The organism is Flavobacterium undicola (assembly GCF_009909155.2).
GTDB classification, from domain to species: domain Bacteria; phylum Bacteroidota; class Bacteroidia; order Flavobacteriales; family Flavobacteriaceae; genus Flavobacterium; species Flavobacterium undicola.
Genome location: NZ_JAAAPM020000005.1, coordinates 52,007 through 67,131, shown reverse-complemented (window position 1 = coordinate 67,131; position 15,125 = coordinate 52,007). Strand labels below are relative to the sequence as shown.

The 15,125-nt window shown below is 33.7% G+C and carries 9 protein-coding genes; all 9 read right to left on the bottom strand.

Annotation, left to right across the window (positions count from 1 at the left end; all coding sequences use genetic code 11):
- Position 1: 1 nt before the first annotated feature.
- On the bottom strand, positions 2 to 1,021 hold the full coding sequence (locus GTZ96_RS04540; protein ID WP_161641405.1) for an aldose epimerase family protein: 1,020 nt from the start codon (positions 1,019 to 1,021) through the stop codon (positions 2 to 4).
- Between the two features lie 128 nt (positions 1,022 to 1,149).
- On the bottom strand, positions 1,150 to 2,322 hold the full coding sequence (locus GTZ96_RS04535; protein WP_161641404.1) for a glycoside hydrolase family 27 protein: 1,173 nt from the start codon (positions 2,320 to 2,322) through the stop codon (positions 1,150 to 1,152).
- Between the two features lie 251 nt (positions 2,323 to 2,573).
- Positions 2,574 to 3,962, bottom strand: a complete 1,389-nt coding sequence (locus tag GTZ96_RS04530; protein WP_161641475.1) for a glycoside hydrolase family 30 protein — start codon at positions 3,960 to 3,962, stop codon at positions 2,574 to 2,576.
- 155 nt (positions 3,963 to 4,117) lie between these two features.
- Positions 4,118 to 6,538: a sugar-binding domain-containing protein gene (locus tag GTZ96_RS04525; protein ID WP_161641403.1), complete on the bottom strand. Its 2,421-nt coding sequence runs from the start codon at positions 6,536 to 6,538 to the stop codon at positions 4,118 to 4,120.
- A 94-nt stretch (positions 6,539 to 6,632) separates the two neighbouring features.
- Entirely contained in the window at positions 6,633 to 10,184 is a 3,552-nt protein-coding gene (locus GTZ96_RS04520) for a family 78 glycoside hydrolase catalytic domain (RefSeq protein ID WP_161641402.1), read from the bottom strand.
- 187 nt (positions 10,185 to 10,371) lie between these two features.
- A complete protein-coding gene (locus GTZ96_RS04515) occupies positions 10,372 to 11,751 on the bottom strand; it encodes a DUF2927 domain-containing protein (protein ID WP_161641401.1) in 1,380 nt (459 codons plus the stop codon).
- A gap of 122 nt (positions 11,752 to 11,873) precedes the next feature.
- Positions 11,874 to 13,097, bottom strand: a complete 1,224-nt coding sequence (locus GTZ96_RS04510) for a hypothetical protein (RefSeq protein ID WP_161641400.1) — start codon at positions 13,095 to 13,097, stop codon at positions 11,874 to 11,876.
- 15 nt (positions 13,098 to 13,112) lie between these two features.
- On the bottom strand, positions 13,113 to 14,234 hold the full coding sequence (locus GTZ96_RS04505; protein ID WP_161641399.1) for a glycoside hydrolase family 43 protein: 1,122 nt from the start codon (positions 14,232 to 14,234) through the stop codon (positions 13,113 to 13,115).
- Between the two features lies 1 nt (position 14,235).
- Positions 14,236 to 15,093: a glycoside hydrolase family 16 protein gene (locus GTZ96_RS04500; protein WP_161641398.1), complete on the bottom strand. Its 858-nt coding sequence runs from the start codon at positions 15,091 to 15,093 to the stop codon at positions 14,236 to 14,238.
- Positions 15,094 to 15,125 lie beyond the last annotated feature (32 nt).

Genomic DNA, 15,125 nt, shown 5'->3' with positions numbered 1-15,125 from the left:
TTTATAGTGATTCGAATTTATAAGTTGTTTTATGCTTGTAAACATCGTCTTTCTTCAAAACAGCACTTGGAAAATGAGCGTGATTTGGAGCATCCGGGAAATTTTGAGTTTCAAAACAAATTCCGCTTAAAGCGTGATACGTTGCATTTTCTTTTCCTTTTAAATCAGGACCACAATTTCCTCCCACATAAATATGAACTCCAGGCTGATCTGTGTACACATCCATTTTTAAATTAGTCACAGGACTAAAAAGAGTAGCTTTCACTTCGTTATTATTCTCCACTACAAAAGTGTTGTCGATACTTTTAGGACATTTTTTAGCCGTTCTATAATCGAATGCAGTATTAACAACTTCCAGAATATTTCCTGTTGGAATGCAATCTTCTTTAGTTTCCACTACTTTTTGTGCATGAACAATTAAATCCTGTCCAGAAACATCCGATTGATGTCCGTCCAAATTAAAATAACTGTGATGTGTTAAATTGATAATCGTATCTTCGGTAGTGGTTGCTTTGTATTCAAGAATCAATTCGTTTTCCTCAGACAAAGTATAAGTCAAACTTACCGAAAGTTCTCCTGGATAATTCTCTTCGTTAGCAGCACTAACATAGCTCAACGTAATCGACGGATTCTCGCCTGTTGTTACCGCATCTACATTCCATGTTTTTTTACTGAAATTAGCAATACCACCGTGTAAAGAATTAGCTCCATTATTGATATTCAATTGGTAGTTTTTACCATTCAATTCGAATTTACCTTCGTTAATTCTCCCTGCATAACGCCCCACAGTAGCTCCCATATAAGGAGAACCATCTAATTGAAATGATTTTTCGTAACCTTCAACAGTATCAAATCCTAAAACTACATCGACAATTTCGCCGTTTTTCAACGGAATTTTCAATGCTGTAAGGGTAGCTCCAAAAGGAATTACTTTAAGTTGCGCTCCGTTTTTATTTGTTAACTCATAAAAAGAAGTAACAGCAGACTCTAAATGGGATAAATTATTTTCAGAAGTAGACATAATGTGGTTTATTTTTCATTTATTTGATTTCGATAGCAAAAATAGAAATAAACCTCATTAAACTATACCACTACCTACCAGTTTTTAAAAATAGCCACTAGATAAATAATTTATATAATCTATTGCTATTATTCTGTACGCAACACCACTATACCGTGTTTAGGAATTTTAAATTTCATCCCCTTCTTTATTTCACCCAACTTTTTATGCTGCCACAAATCACGTATTTCTTTCGACTTTTTAAGATTTACTAATTCTGGTTTTAAAACAAAATTGACAACGTTACCGCCACGGTTCATCAAAGCAACAGCTTTACCATCCTGTCCATTTTTACCCAGTAATTTTTCCCAAACCTCGATACTTCCTTGTTTAAATATTCTTCTGCCCTGATAAAATCCCCTGTCTTGATTTAACGCAATTACTTCTTTATTGGTCAGAATTCCTATAGTTTCTTTAGACATCTTTCTAAGGTCATTCCCCGCTAACAAAGGAGAATTCAGCATACACCACATAGAAAAATGGGTTTTATCTTCATCATAACTCATACCTCTACCTACCTGTAGCATATCCATATCGTTATAATGCCCGGCAGATGCATATTTATATAAATCGGCATTCAAATCTATGATTTTGAGAATTGATGAGAATTTCTCTCTGATATCGGAGGACATTCTCCAAGAATCGGCTTTATCTATTGCCCATTCGCCTGGAAACTGCCATCTGCAAATATTAAAAGTAATCGCTTTATTAAACGTTTTAATCTTATTGCTAATTTTAGTGTATTCGGTTTCTTCATTGAGTTTCATTCTTTCACCACTACACCAATCCACTTTTAGAAAATCATATCCCCATGTATTAAAAAAAGTGTTACAGTCTTCATCCAGATGTCCATAAATACCAACTCCAATACCTTTTTCATCTTTATCATGAATAGAACCACAGGTGTTTATTCCAGCATCAGTATAGATTCCTGCCTTAAGTTTTTTACTATGGATATAATCTGCCAAAGCTTTCATCCCTGATGGAAATTTAGCACTATCCGGATAGAGGTTTCCTGAAGAATCCCTGCCTCCAAAATAACCGTCATCAATATTAATATAGCGATAACCTGCATCATATAATCCAGAACTAATCATTGCATCAGCCTGTTCCATGATCATTTTTTCATCGATATGAACACGAAAATTGTTCCAGCTACTCCAACCCATTATTGGCGACTTGGCTTCCTGAGCACAAAGAACACCGTTTACAAGTAAGACTATAATCCATTTAACTGTCAAAAATTTATTGATTGAAATCATTTATTAAGTTAATTTATTGGTTAATTATTTTTTATTCTAAAACTAAAATATTAAATCCAAAATTATACATTAAACCAAACTAACAACACCAGTACCTATGGTTATTTAAAAAAGCTACTAGACAAACTAAAACAAAAAGCATAAATGAATGACTCCATTTATGCCTCGTTTAATAATATACTACCTTTCTAATACTTTTATTTTTTTTTCTAAAAAAACCAAATATAAGTACGTAAAATTGACTTTTATATTTAAAATGTGAATGTATTAATAGACTTTCCATTTAATTGTAATGAAAGCTGTTTATCATTTACAGCCAATGTAACAATCTTATTTTTTTCATCCTGATTCATTACCAATAAAACAATTTCTCCATTTGGATTTACAAAAGCCAAATGATCTTTTCCTCCAGAAGTTTCAAGTCTGTAAGCCCCAGGCAATACATAATGACTTAAATGTTTCATTAAATAATATTCAGGATTATAGGTCACTTTTTTTGTCTCTTTATTAACAGCTACTAACATATTCTGTTTCCATCCCCAAGTGCTTTTTCCACTTTCATCAAGAATCATATTCCAATACATATAACTACTTGCTCCATTAGCAATATACTGATGCATTAAAGACCATGTATATTCTGCAGCTCCCCAATTATTCTCTCCATTACCACACTCCGATTCGGTTTGCATTATTTTATATCCAGGATATTCTTTGTTTAATGTTGCTATTGTATGTTTGGCATCCCACTGAAAACCAACTCCCTTAATGTATTGAGAAGCTTTTTCATCATTTAAAACAGTACGGGTGAAATTAGGATTAGAAGTATTAACAGTCCCTAACCATATCTCTGTTTTTAAACCGTCTTTTTTAAATTGGGGCCCTAGAAAATTTCCCACATAATAAGCAATATCTTCAGGACGCCAAGTACAACTTTGCCATTGTGGCTGATATACCGGTTCATTTTGTACCTGAACTATTGAAACATCAATTCCTTCTTTAGCATAGGCTTGTACAAATTTTGAGAAATACAAGGCGTATGCCTGCAAATAGCGTTCCTCCATTTTAAAAGCCGTAGCATTGTTACGAATAAATTTTCCTTTATCATCAATTGGCATCGCATCATTATATTTTCCCATAGCATAATGATTATTTACTTTCATCCAAGCAGGTGGAGTCCAAGGCGAAGCCCAAATCTTTAAATTAGGATTTTTAGCCATTGCCATTTTTATATATGGAATTAAAATATAACGATCTCGATCTATATTAAAATTCACCATATCAAAATCTTCATATACGTCATTATAGGAATAATAACTTAATGAATAATCATTAGAACCTAGAGGCATTCTACATAAATTAAAATTCATACCCTCTTTAGTAAAAAAATCTGTGATTATATTTTGTCTTGTTTTTTCATCTAAACTAAGTAAGGCTTCATAACCTATCTCGTTAAAACAAGCTCCAAATCCATCCATTTTTTGCAGCTTTTTGTCAGGATAAATAGCAATATCAGCTTTTTCACTTGAATTCTTAAAACTTAAATCTGTCCCTTTTTTCCATGGCTCTTTTTCAGTAGTATATTTCCAAGTTACTTTCTGAGCATTGACTCCGAATGTAATTGACAAAACTAGAAATAGCATCGTAATATTTTTTCCCACCATTAATTGATTTTTAAATTAATATCTAAAAGTAAAAATAGAAAGAAACTTTATCGATACAGACCAGAGCCTACCAGTTTTTAAAAATAGCCACTAGATTAATTTAAAATGAATCAATCTAGCAACCATATACTATGTTATTTACCTTTAATCGTTTTCAATTTTACAACTGCGGTTTCTAAACCTGGCGAAGTAACTTCAAGATTAATAGCTCCAGATTTCTTTGTGCTTTTAATAATTACCATAGCACGTCCATGCCAAGCTTTACGATTGTTCGCAACATACAAATCGGTGTCTTTTAAATTAGCATTATCAACACCCACTATAACTCCAGCTCCTGAAACATTAAATGTAAGTTGGTTTGCTGCATTTGGATTCAAAACTCCTTTATCATCTGTAACTTCGACTGTAACATAGGTCAAATCCTGTCCATCAGCGGCTATTTCATTTCGATCGGCTGTCAATTTTATTTTAGTCGCTTTTTGCGCTGTTTTCAACAAAACCGATTCTACTTCTTTATTATTTTCTATGCCTACCGCTTTTAATTCGCCACTAGCATACGGAATTGCAAAAGTTGCTTTAAACTCCTGACTTAAACCTGTTTCTTTTTCACCAATAACTTTATCATTCAGATAGAGTCTTACTTTAGGATATTTCGAATAGACTTCTACCTGAATATTTTTCCCTTCCTGACCAGGCCAGGTCCAACTTTCCCATGTAGGCCAAACTGCCCAGGAAGTCAATTTAATTTCACCATTTTCGGGATTGGGTTCACGCACCGCCATATAAATTTTCTCGGTGTTGTTATACAACATACTTCGATAATGAGAAATGGGTTTTCTCCATCCTGTTAAATCCACATCACCACAATAAGCACCATGCCAAGGATACAAATTCGCTTCCCAATGTTCACCAGCCGGTTCTCCCGGATAAAAATAACGACCAATACCGGATTCCCCTAAATAATCCATCGCTGTCCACACAAAATCGCCAATGATATAATTGTGTTTTTGAACCAGATTCCAATTCGAAAAAGCATCTTTAGGATAAGACTCCGTTTGCACTATAATTCGCGAAGGCACTCTGGCATGATCTGACTCAGCGTGATGCAACTGATAATTATAACCGGCCACATCATGTGCCGCCATTAAAGGATCGAAAATTTCCCATGATTTATCCCAAGTAGTCATTGCCGATGTTACCGGACGTGTTGGATCTATATTTCGCACAGCATTAGCCAACATCTTTGCCGTTTCAACCGCTGCCGGTTCTTTTCTTTCTATAATTTCATTACCAATGCTCCACATAATAATGGAAGGATGATTTCTATCACGCAACACCATCGATTCTACGTCATGTTTCCACCATTTATCAAAAATACTGGCATAATCATAGGTTGTTTTTTTCTCTTTCCAGCCATCAAAAGCTTCATCTATCACCAACATTCCCAAACGGTCACAGGCATCTAAAAAAGCTTCCGAAGGAGGATTATGCGATGTTCTTAGCGCATTGAATCCTGCTGCTTTTAACAATTCTACTTTTCTTACTTCGGCACGGTCATAAGCTGCAGCTCCCAAAGCTCCGTTATCATGATGCACGCAACCTCCGTTTAATTCTATCTTTTTTCCGTTTAATACAAATCCTTTTTCGGAAGTAAACTCAATAGTTCTAATTCCAAAATCCTTCGTAATTACATCTAAATCTGTATTTCCCTGTTTAATCTTAACATTTGCAGTATAAAGATTAGGTGTCTCTGGTGACCACAACGCAGGATTTTCAACGGCTAAATTTTGAGTTACCTCTTTTTCTTCATTCGCTTGCAATTCGATTTTAATATCAGCATTAGCTACAGCACTTCCTTTTTTATTAGTAATATTTGTTGCAAGCAAAATACTTTGAGAACTTGTAGTTTCATTTTTCACGATAGTTTTAACCTGAACTTTTGCTTTTTCATTAGTTACTTCTGGCGTACTAATAGCAACTCCCCAGTTTTTTATGTGAATAGGATTCTTCACCTTTAACCAAACATGACGATAAATTCCAGAACCGCTATACCATCTGCTATTTTTTTGTTTCGAATTATCTACTTTCACAGCAATGCTATTCTGTTGCCCAAATTTTAAATAAGGAGTCAAATCATACTCAAAAGAAGTATAGCCATAAGGCTGCATTCCTACTGATTTTCCATTAACAAAAACTTCAGCATTCATATAAACGCCTTCAAAATAAATAGCAACCTTTTGATTTTTCCATTGAGCGGGTACTGAAAATGTTTTTCTATACCATCCCATTCCCATTGGATAAAACCCACCATCGCCTTCACTTGGATTATTTTTTTCTGATTTTCCTTCGATGCTCCAATCGTGAGGCAAATCTAATTTTCTCCAGGAACTGTCATCAAAGTTTATAGTATTTGCTGTAGAAGATTCGCCTAAAGAGAATTTCCAATCGCTATTAAAATCTTGTTTTCTCTCAACAACTTCCTGTTTTATACTCTTACATGAAAATAATATTAAGAAAACAAACACAATTGCTATGGATACTTTTTTGGCCTTCATTTTTTATCTAATAAATTAAAACATTTTTAAAAGTGTCAAATCAACACTTGTCAAATATACAACTATTATTCACATTTTTCAATTTGGGATTATTTTAATTGCCCATAACTGTTTCGAAACTATATTCTCCTGATTCTAATTTGAAAACAGCCTTGTTGTTTTCAACATTCAAAAATTTGATTCCGTTCTTTTTACCATTTATCGTTACGTCACTTTGTTTTAAAGCGGGCAAATAAAGTGTTGCATTGGTATTTGCAGGCACAACAAAACGGAACTCATATTTGCCATTTTTTCTTTCCCAACTGCTTTCAATACGTCCGTACATCGAATCGTAATATCCATTTGCGAAAGTCATTTGTCCAGTAGTATCAGGTTCTGGTTGTAACACAAAATGTTTAAATCCAGGTGAATTATCATCTCTTACAATTCCTAACGAATAATTATACATCCATGCTCCTACCGCACCAAAAGCGTAATGATTAAAAGAATTCATATTATTATTTCCTCCAAATCCGTCTTTATGAGTATACGAATTCAAGCGTTCCCAAATAGTTGTGGCTCCTTGGGTGACAGGATACAACCACGAAGGATATGATTTATTTTGTAATAATTGATAGGCAATATTCGAATATCCATTATCCGAAAGCGCTTTATTGACCCAGGCAGTACCAATAAATCCAGTCATTAAGGAATAGGGCGGACATACGACACCCTGATCTGTTTTGTTTTCTCTTTGTATAGAATTTATAAACTGCTTTATAGCTAAATCTGAATTCTCTTTATCCAAAATAGTAAAAGCAAAAGGCAACACATAAGACGTTTGTGTATCTATAATTTTACCTCTAAATGAGGTTTTCCCTGTCGCTTTATCAATGTAAGTTTTATTAAAAAACTCCTTTCGTTGTTTGTAATATTCTGAAAAATGCTCCTGATCTTTCTTTTTATCTAATATCGTGGCAACCTTAGTCAGAATTTCTAAATCATAAATAAAATAGGCTTCCCAAAATAGTGTTTTTTCATTTTTAGAATCCTCTAAACTCAGCCAATCTCCTAAAGAGCCCCAAGTGTTTCTTTCTTTTTCTTTGAAAACACCCGTTTGCTTATCAATATCGGCTATAAGGTAATTGACATAATTTTTCATAGCCTCATAATGCTCTTCTAACAAACTTGTATCTCCATATTGCAAATAGTTTTCCCAAGCAACTGTAATTCCCGCACTTCCCCACATGGTTTCTCCAAATCCCACCCCTATAGGAGCTACATCCGGAAAACGTCCATCTCCCCTTTGAATATCTCGCATCGCCAGCATGTGTCTTTTCAGAAATTGCTTCACATCTGATAAATGAACTGCAGTTCGCGAAAAAACCGAAATATCGCCACTCCATCCTAAACGTTCGTTACGCTGAGGACAATCAGTAGGTATTGATAGAAAATTCCCTCTCATTGACCATGTAATATTTTCCCATAATTTATTTACCAAAGGATTTGAGGTTTGGTAATGAGAAGACAATTGATGTATAGAACTCAACACCGTTCCTTTCACATCGGTTAACAATAAAGGTTTATCTATTCCCGTTATTTCTATATAACGATATCCGTGAAATGTAAATCGTGGCGTTATGGTTTCGTTACCTCCTTTAGTTGTATAAATATCTTGTGACATAGCTGCCCTTACATTTTCAAGCATCAGTAAATCTTCATTTCCTTTATATTCAGGTAAATTTGGATACAAAACTTCGGCATAACGCAATGTGATGGTTTTTCCTTTTTCTACATTGGTCAGCATAATTTTTGGTACGCCTACCATGTTTTGTCCCATATCATAAACAAATGCACCCGGACGAACTTCTGTAACCGATTGAGCCGTTAATTCTTTGATGGGTTTAACAGTGGCACCAAACTGCCCCACTAATTGAGCATCGTTAAAATTATTAAAGTTGGGCAAATTAGCCGTTCCTTCCGAACTTACAACTCCATTAGTTCCTATAGCTACCGCCTGATGCCAACGGGACGCATCATATATTGCAGTACTCCAGCCTTCAATTGCTTTTTCTTTTGTAGCATCATAAACTTCACCCTGAAAAAAACTACTATACTTTACAGATCCGTCATTAAAATAGATCCATGTTTCAGGATTAGTTGTGATAATTTTTTCGCTTCCATCAGCATAAGTAACTACCAGTTTAGCCAGCATCGATTGACGATCACCAAAAAAATTCCAGTTTTCGCCAACAAATGTGCTGCCGCCACTCCACCAGCCTTCTCCTAGAATGGCTCCCAAAACATTATTTCCTTCCTGGATATTTGCCGTTACATCATAGATTTGATACAAATGGGTTTTATTGTATTGTGTTAGCCCCGGATTAAAATAATCGTCTCCTATTTTTTTACCATTTAAATAAACATCATAAATACCACGTGCCGTAACATACAATCTCGCTTTACTTATTTTAGGTGAATCGATTCCAAAAACGGTACGCAACATCGGCATGGAATTCTGACTTGGATTAGCCAGAATAATAGCTCCATTATTTCCTCCCTTTACAGCGTAACTATGATTTTCAACAGTTACTTCTTTAAATGACGAGAATATACCTGAAGTATTACCATTATCAGAAAAAATCACATTCGAAGGACTTCGGTAATTTTTAATTTCAATTTTAGAAAACTGTGCTTTTTCTCCTTTAGGTACTGAAAAACCAATATCGCCTACTACAGGAAAAGCTATAAAATCACCTCCAGCTCCTAACGGATTTAAATTGAGATTAGCCACCAGATTTTCTTTTGAATTTCCATCAATATAAATTTTAGTAACTCCCAAACAGCTTCGAACACTTACAGTATGCAGATTGTACTTGTTGTCTTTATTAATAATCGAATTCGGAATAGAAAAACTTTTAAAAGGAATTTCTTTTTTATCATTTGGATGATAACCTACTCTATAAATATTCAGCTTTGCATTTGCATCCGAATTTAAAGAGGGAATATCTAATTCAATCTGAATGTAACTCTCACCATTCTTGTTCTCCAGTTTGTACTGGTTTTTATTTCGATCCATTAAACGCTGATCGTTAGCGCCATAAATTAAAGACGCTTTGGTCGAATGTGACTTTTGATCAAGCTGTATCGTACTATTGATAATAAAAACAGGAAGATATTGGGAATACAAAACCATATCATTGGCATTACCACCAATCCATTTTGCTCCAGACCAAGCCGTTATTTCTTTATCTGAATCTATATTCGTTACCATTTTGTGGTTCAACAAACCGGTTTCAAACCACGACTTTGCGGAATATTTTTTCCCTTTTTGATCCCAAACGTTTACCGTCCAATTGTACAACGTTGTGGGCTTAAAGTCTTTACCTTTATATTTAATATTAATGGATGCTCCACTTTTCACTTTGCCTGTATTCCACATCTCTTGCCCCAGATTATTGCTTACAATAATTTGATAGGCATTTTGATAATAACCTCTGTTTTTACTTGATGTTTCCATTTGCCAACTAAAAACGGGCTGAGGCACATCAAGACCTATAGGAGTTACGGCATTTTCTACCTTAAGATTCGTGATTTGGATATCTGCACCAAAAAGAAAACTAGGCACAGCCAGAAATAAGAAGAAGATTAATTTAAAGAATTTCATTAAATATATAAATTAGAATAGTAGTTCTATAATGTTAAATTCAAATCTATGTATTAAATCCAATTTTCAATACCAGTTCCTACCAGTTTTTCAAATGAAGCCACTAGATAAAAAATAAAGCATAAATGTAAAATGTATAACTCTGGAATGTATATTGTTTGTACAAGGTAATATTACTACTTTCATGTTATTTAACTTTTCTTAATAACTTTTCATAATCTAATTTGGTAATGCGACTCGGGAAACGAGGGTCGTAAACAAGCTTGAAATAACTTTTTTGCTTATTGCTAATCTTTAAATTTAATTTTTTATCAAGTAATGATTCTTTAGAGAAATTTAGCCCTAACATATTAAAAATTGAAGCAACAATACTTAGATTATGCACTAACGTTACTCTTGAATATGTCATTATTTCTTTATTTGGGTTACAATAATTAACAAATATTCCTCCTGTTATTTTGTAAGGAAAAATCATATTTTTACTTGTGTGATAATCTGACCCAACCGTAACTCCTCCTTTATATTCTTCGCCTTCTTTATAATTTATAACAATAGGAGGGATCTTATTAAACGCTGTAGTTTTTTCTGCATATTCTAATTGAAAATAGGGTGAAAAACTACTTAACTCTACAGCAAAAGCTTTACAAAAATCGAGTTGATCTTTTGTTGAATCTCCATAAATTTTTAAAAAATTTTTTCTAGCAAATTTTGTAAAAACATCCTTTTCTTTACTTTTAACGCTAAAGATTATTTTTTTCAAACTATAGAGATCACTATTATCTAAACCATATTCATCAGCTAAATTGTAAAGTTTATTAGTACTCAAAGAGGAATAAAGTTCATTAGAAAACATTTTTTCAAAATCTTTTCTTTTAATTTCATAGTCTTTAAATACATTTTTATCGTACAAAAATTCTATTGTTTTTTTATCTATATGAGATAAATCCGCAATATTATTATTAGCTTCAAAAAAGAGGCTTTCATAAAAGGTATAGCTATCTCCAATTACCCCCAAAGCTTGAGTTATTTCTTCTAAAATCATTTTTTTTCTCATTAAATAGGAAGACTCATTAGTATCAAGAGCATCAACTTTTGGGTCGTTTCGAATACCTATTATTCCAGATGTAAGATGCTTAGTATTGTTTTTTATATAACCTACACCTAAGAGTTTAGGTTCAAGTTTAAATTTTAGAGAATCTTCTAGGGTTTTAAAATTTCCAAAAATTATTCTTAAGTTACTTTTCTTGGAATCTGTAACAAGATTTATTGAAATAGGGATATTAAGAGCATTTATTTTAGCGAGTGCTTCTTTTACAAATAAAGAATCATTTTTCAACAAATTACCTTGTAAAGAAACCTTAATATCATCTTTCCATTTGTAAACATTGTTTAAAACATCCTTACTTGTGTCTTGATGAAAAGCCGTTTCATAAAAATAATTAATAACCTCCAATCCATATTGATCAATGATTTTTTGTTTGTTAGGTTTCTTAAAATCACAAGAAGTCGCACAACAGTAAATTACTATTAGGCTGCAAAAGATATTTATTGTATTTTGAATTTTCATTACAAGTATTTTTTTGATAATCATCTTAATAAACTATGAAACTACTAGATAAAAACAAAGCATAAATGAATTACTCCATTTATGCCTTGTTTACACACACCCTATTATTATCTTATTCTATATTAATTACTTGGCAATCCATCGGCTTTCATTCCTTGTAATATTAAGGCGTGCAAAATATACAAATCTTCCGAACCTGTGTCTTCCCAATATCCGTTAATACCATTAGGCCAAAAGTGTTGACTATCTCCTTTTACAAAAGCAGCAGGATCATTTGTCATCATCTGTAAAATTTCATTAGCACGTTTCCCGTTCCATTTCCCGTTTACCATCAATTCCCAATATTTCGAATGCTGTCCCACGCCTACAGAATGAGCCATTTCATGCATGGCTGTTCCTATTTGTTGGTATCTCGAATCTGACCCAACTCTCACATTTCCTGCGAAATTCGCATCGGCCGTTGGTGTCCCTGGTGAATAGTTTACGGTTATATGTTTTACTATCGAAGTAAAATTATTGTAGTATGCAGTTGCTCCATCAAAAGCCGCTCTAATTCTAACATAAGCAGCCTTAGTATTGGCATCTGCATTAGAATCTTCATTCAACGTAAAAGTGAAATTTCCTTTTTTTATAGTACTTATCACTATTTCTTCTCCATACAAAACACCTTCTGACGTTAGCGCATAAGGCCTAACATAATATAATGTTTCTGGCTTTAAATTACGAATACGTTCTTTGAACTTATCTTCTACCTTGCTTCTAGCTATTTTGTTATTAGCTATTGTTGGTTTCGTAACAGTATTGTAAGCCAAACCTATTTCTTGAATTTTTAAGTCTCCATGTTCTTTCAATGTTACATCCAAAAAAAGATCTTGAGCACCAGCAATTTTTATCTCACCTATCACCAGAAATGGAGAAGCTAATTTTAAAGTTTTGAAACTTATTTGATTGCCATAAGCAACCCCTTTATTATTTACAGCATAAGCTCTTGCATAATACACTGTCTCTGATTGGAGCTCCGAAAGTTCTGTTTTAAAATCACCTGAACCTGTTGCAGAACTAGCTTTTTTCTTCGTCCCTTCATATACAGGATTTTCAGTTGTTCCATAGCAAACACCTCGCTCAAAAACGCTGCTTCCACCATTATCATTTATCTTACCCCATACCGTAGCGAGTACTCCAGTTACATCCAGAGCTTCATTTGTTTGTAAACTTGCTAATTTAATGTCATTTACTGGCTCCTCAATAACAGTAGCCTCAGATGTACCAGCAGAAGAGCAAGAGCAAATTACTACTATTGACATCATCAATGATTTGAAGTAAATCGTATTTAATCTAAATTTCATATTTATCATTTTGATTTATTTTATAAAAAATTCTAAATTCCATTTGTCTTGCCATTTTAAAACAGGCTTACCGTTAATCATTTCGATTGGCAACCAAACATAACTCCCATCAATCGGGTTATCCGGTTTCCATCGATCAGCCATAAAAATAAATTGATCTTTTTTTCCTTGCACAGGCAAAACACAAGTGCTCTGTGAATGAAATGTAAGCGAAGCGTCTTTCCCAACACACGGATTTCCTAGAGGTTTCCACGGTCCCCAAATTGATTTTGAACTAAACGATCGTGCCTCATTCGGATCCCAACCTGTGCATCCTGAAGTAATCATATAATAAACACCATCTTTTTTAAAAATTGCAGGTCCTTCATTATGACCTGCTGGTGCCATTCTGGTCCATTTTTCTGTGAAATCTAAATAATCATCTGTAAGTTCTGATATGTGAAGCGTCAAATTATCTTCTGAAGCGTGTATCAAATAAGCTTTATCGTTGTCATCCACAAATACAGTCATATCTCGAGACATTTGTCCTTTTTCGAAATCCCGACGAACAAGCATTCCGATTTTGATTGCCGTCAACCATTCGGAAGTCCAAGATTTTAATTTATTCTCACCAATTAATGCTGATTTGAATTTATCATCAAAATTCATTGGCCAAACTCCTTTATTCGGTCGGTATGATTTTTTAAATTGAAAAGGTCCTCTTGGATTATCGCTTACAGCAACAGCTGCTCTGGCGGCATCGTAACCTTGGCCTTTTAATTCCAAATGAAACCACATTACATATTTGCCCGTTTTCTTATTAAAAATTACTTTCGGACGTTCTATAATACAGCCTTTTGTTATCTCCGAACTAAGATTATTTTCAACCTTTAAAACGATACCTTCATTAGTCCAATTGTATAAATCTTTTGACGAATAACAGCTGACACCTTGCAAGGATGTATTTCCGCCACGACCAGCAGTTTTATACTCTCCGTACCAGTAATAAACCCCATCAACAAAAGTGACACCTCCTCCATGAGCATTAATATGCACTCCATTAGTGTCTTTCCATTGTTTTCCGGGAATGAAAGAATTGTTCTGACTGAAAACCAAAGAACATACTAAACTTAAAACTATAGAATTTATTAATTTCATTTTACTGCTTTTTTTGATAAACTCTGATATAATCTATCATGTATTTTGATGGAAAACTAGCAGCTGTAAAATCGCCGCCATTAATCCCTCCTACTGCCAGATTCACTAATAAATAATGGGGTTGTTGAAATGGAATTATCTTTTGATCGACTCTTTGAACTATCTCTTTCACACTAGTTTCATTTAACAATTGGTCATCAACATATAATTTAATCGAATAAGCATCCCAATCCATTCTCCAAACATGGAATTTATCAGCCCAGGAATCCTCTTTAAAATCACTCAACATCACCGTCGCACTATCCCATTCTGTATCTGGCTTATTTGATTTCCATGCAACATTAGCTAATATTTTTCCTGTATAATATTCCATAATATCAATCTCACCATTAGCAGGCCAATTTCCTTTTACACCCAAAGTCCAAAATGCTGGCCACATTCCTTTTGCAACTGGAATTTTAGCTCTCATTTCAAATCGACCGTATTGCCAGGAATGTTTTCCCCGGGTAATTAAGCAGGAAGAAGTTACCTTTATAGAATCTCTATTTTTGACCCAATCGTGATGATTTTTAGACACAAAATTTGGATTAGCTCTACTTTCTTTCTTGGCTTCAATAATTAAAAAACCAGCTGCACAATAGGCATTTTCTTTTTGATACCACTGACTTTCCAGATTTCTCACAAAACCTGTTTCGTAATTCCAATTCTTTTTATCCGGAGCACCATTAACATTAAATTCATCACTCCAAACTAACCGATACTCCTTATACTTAGAAAATTTTTCCTTGTTTGACACAAAACCCGAAATGAGTATTAATACTATTCCTAAAACCAAAAATTTGAAAGTGAAAATTTTCATTTTAAATACATTTTTAAAAAATCCCCCTAAAA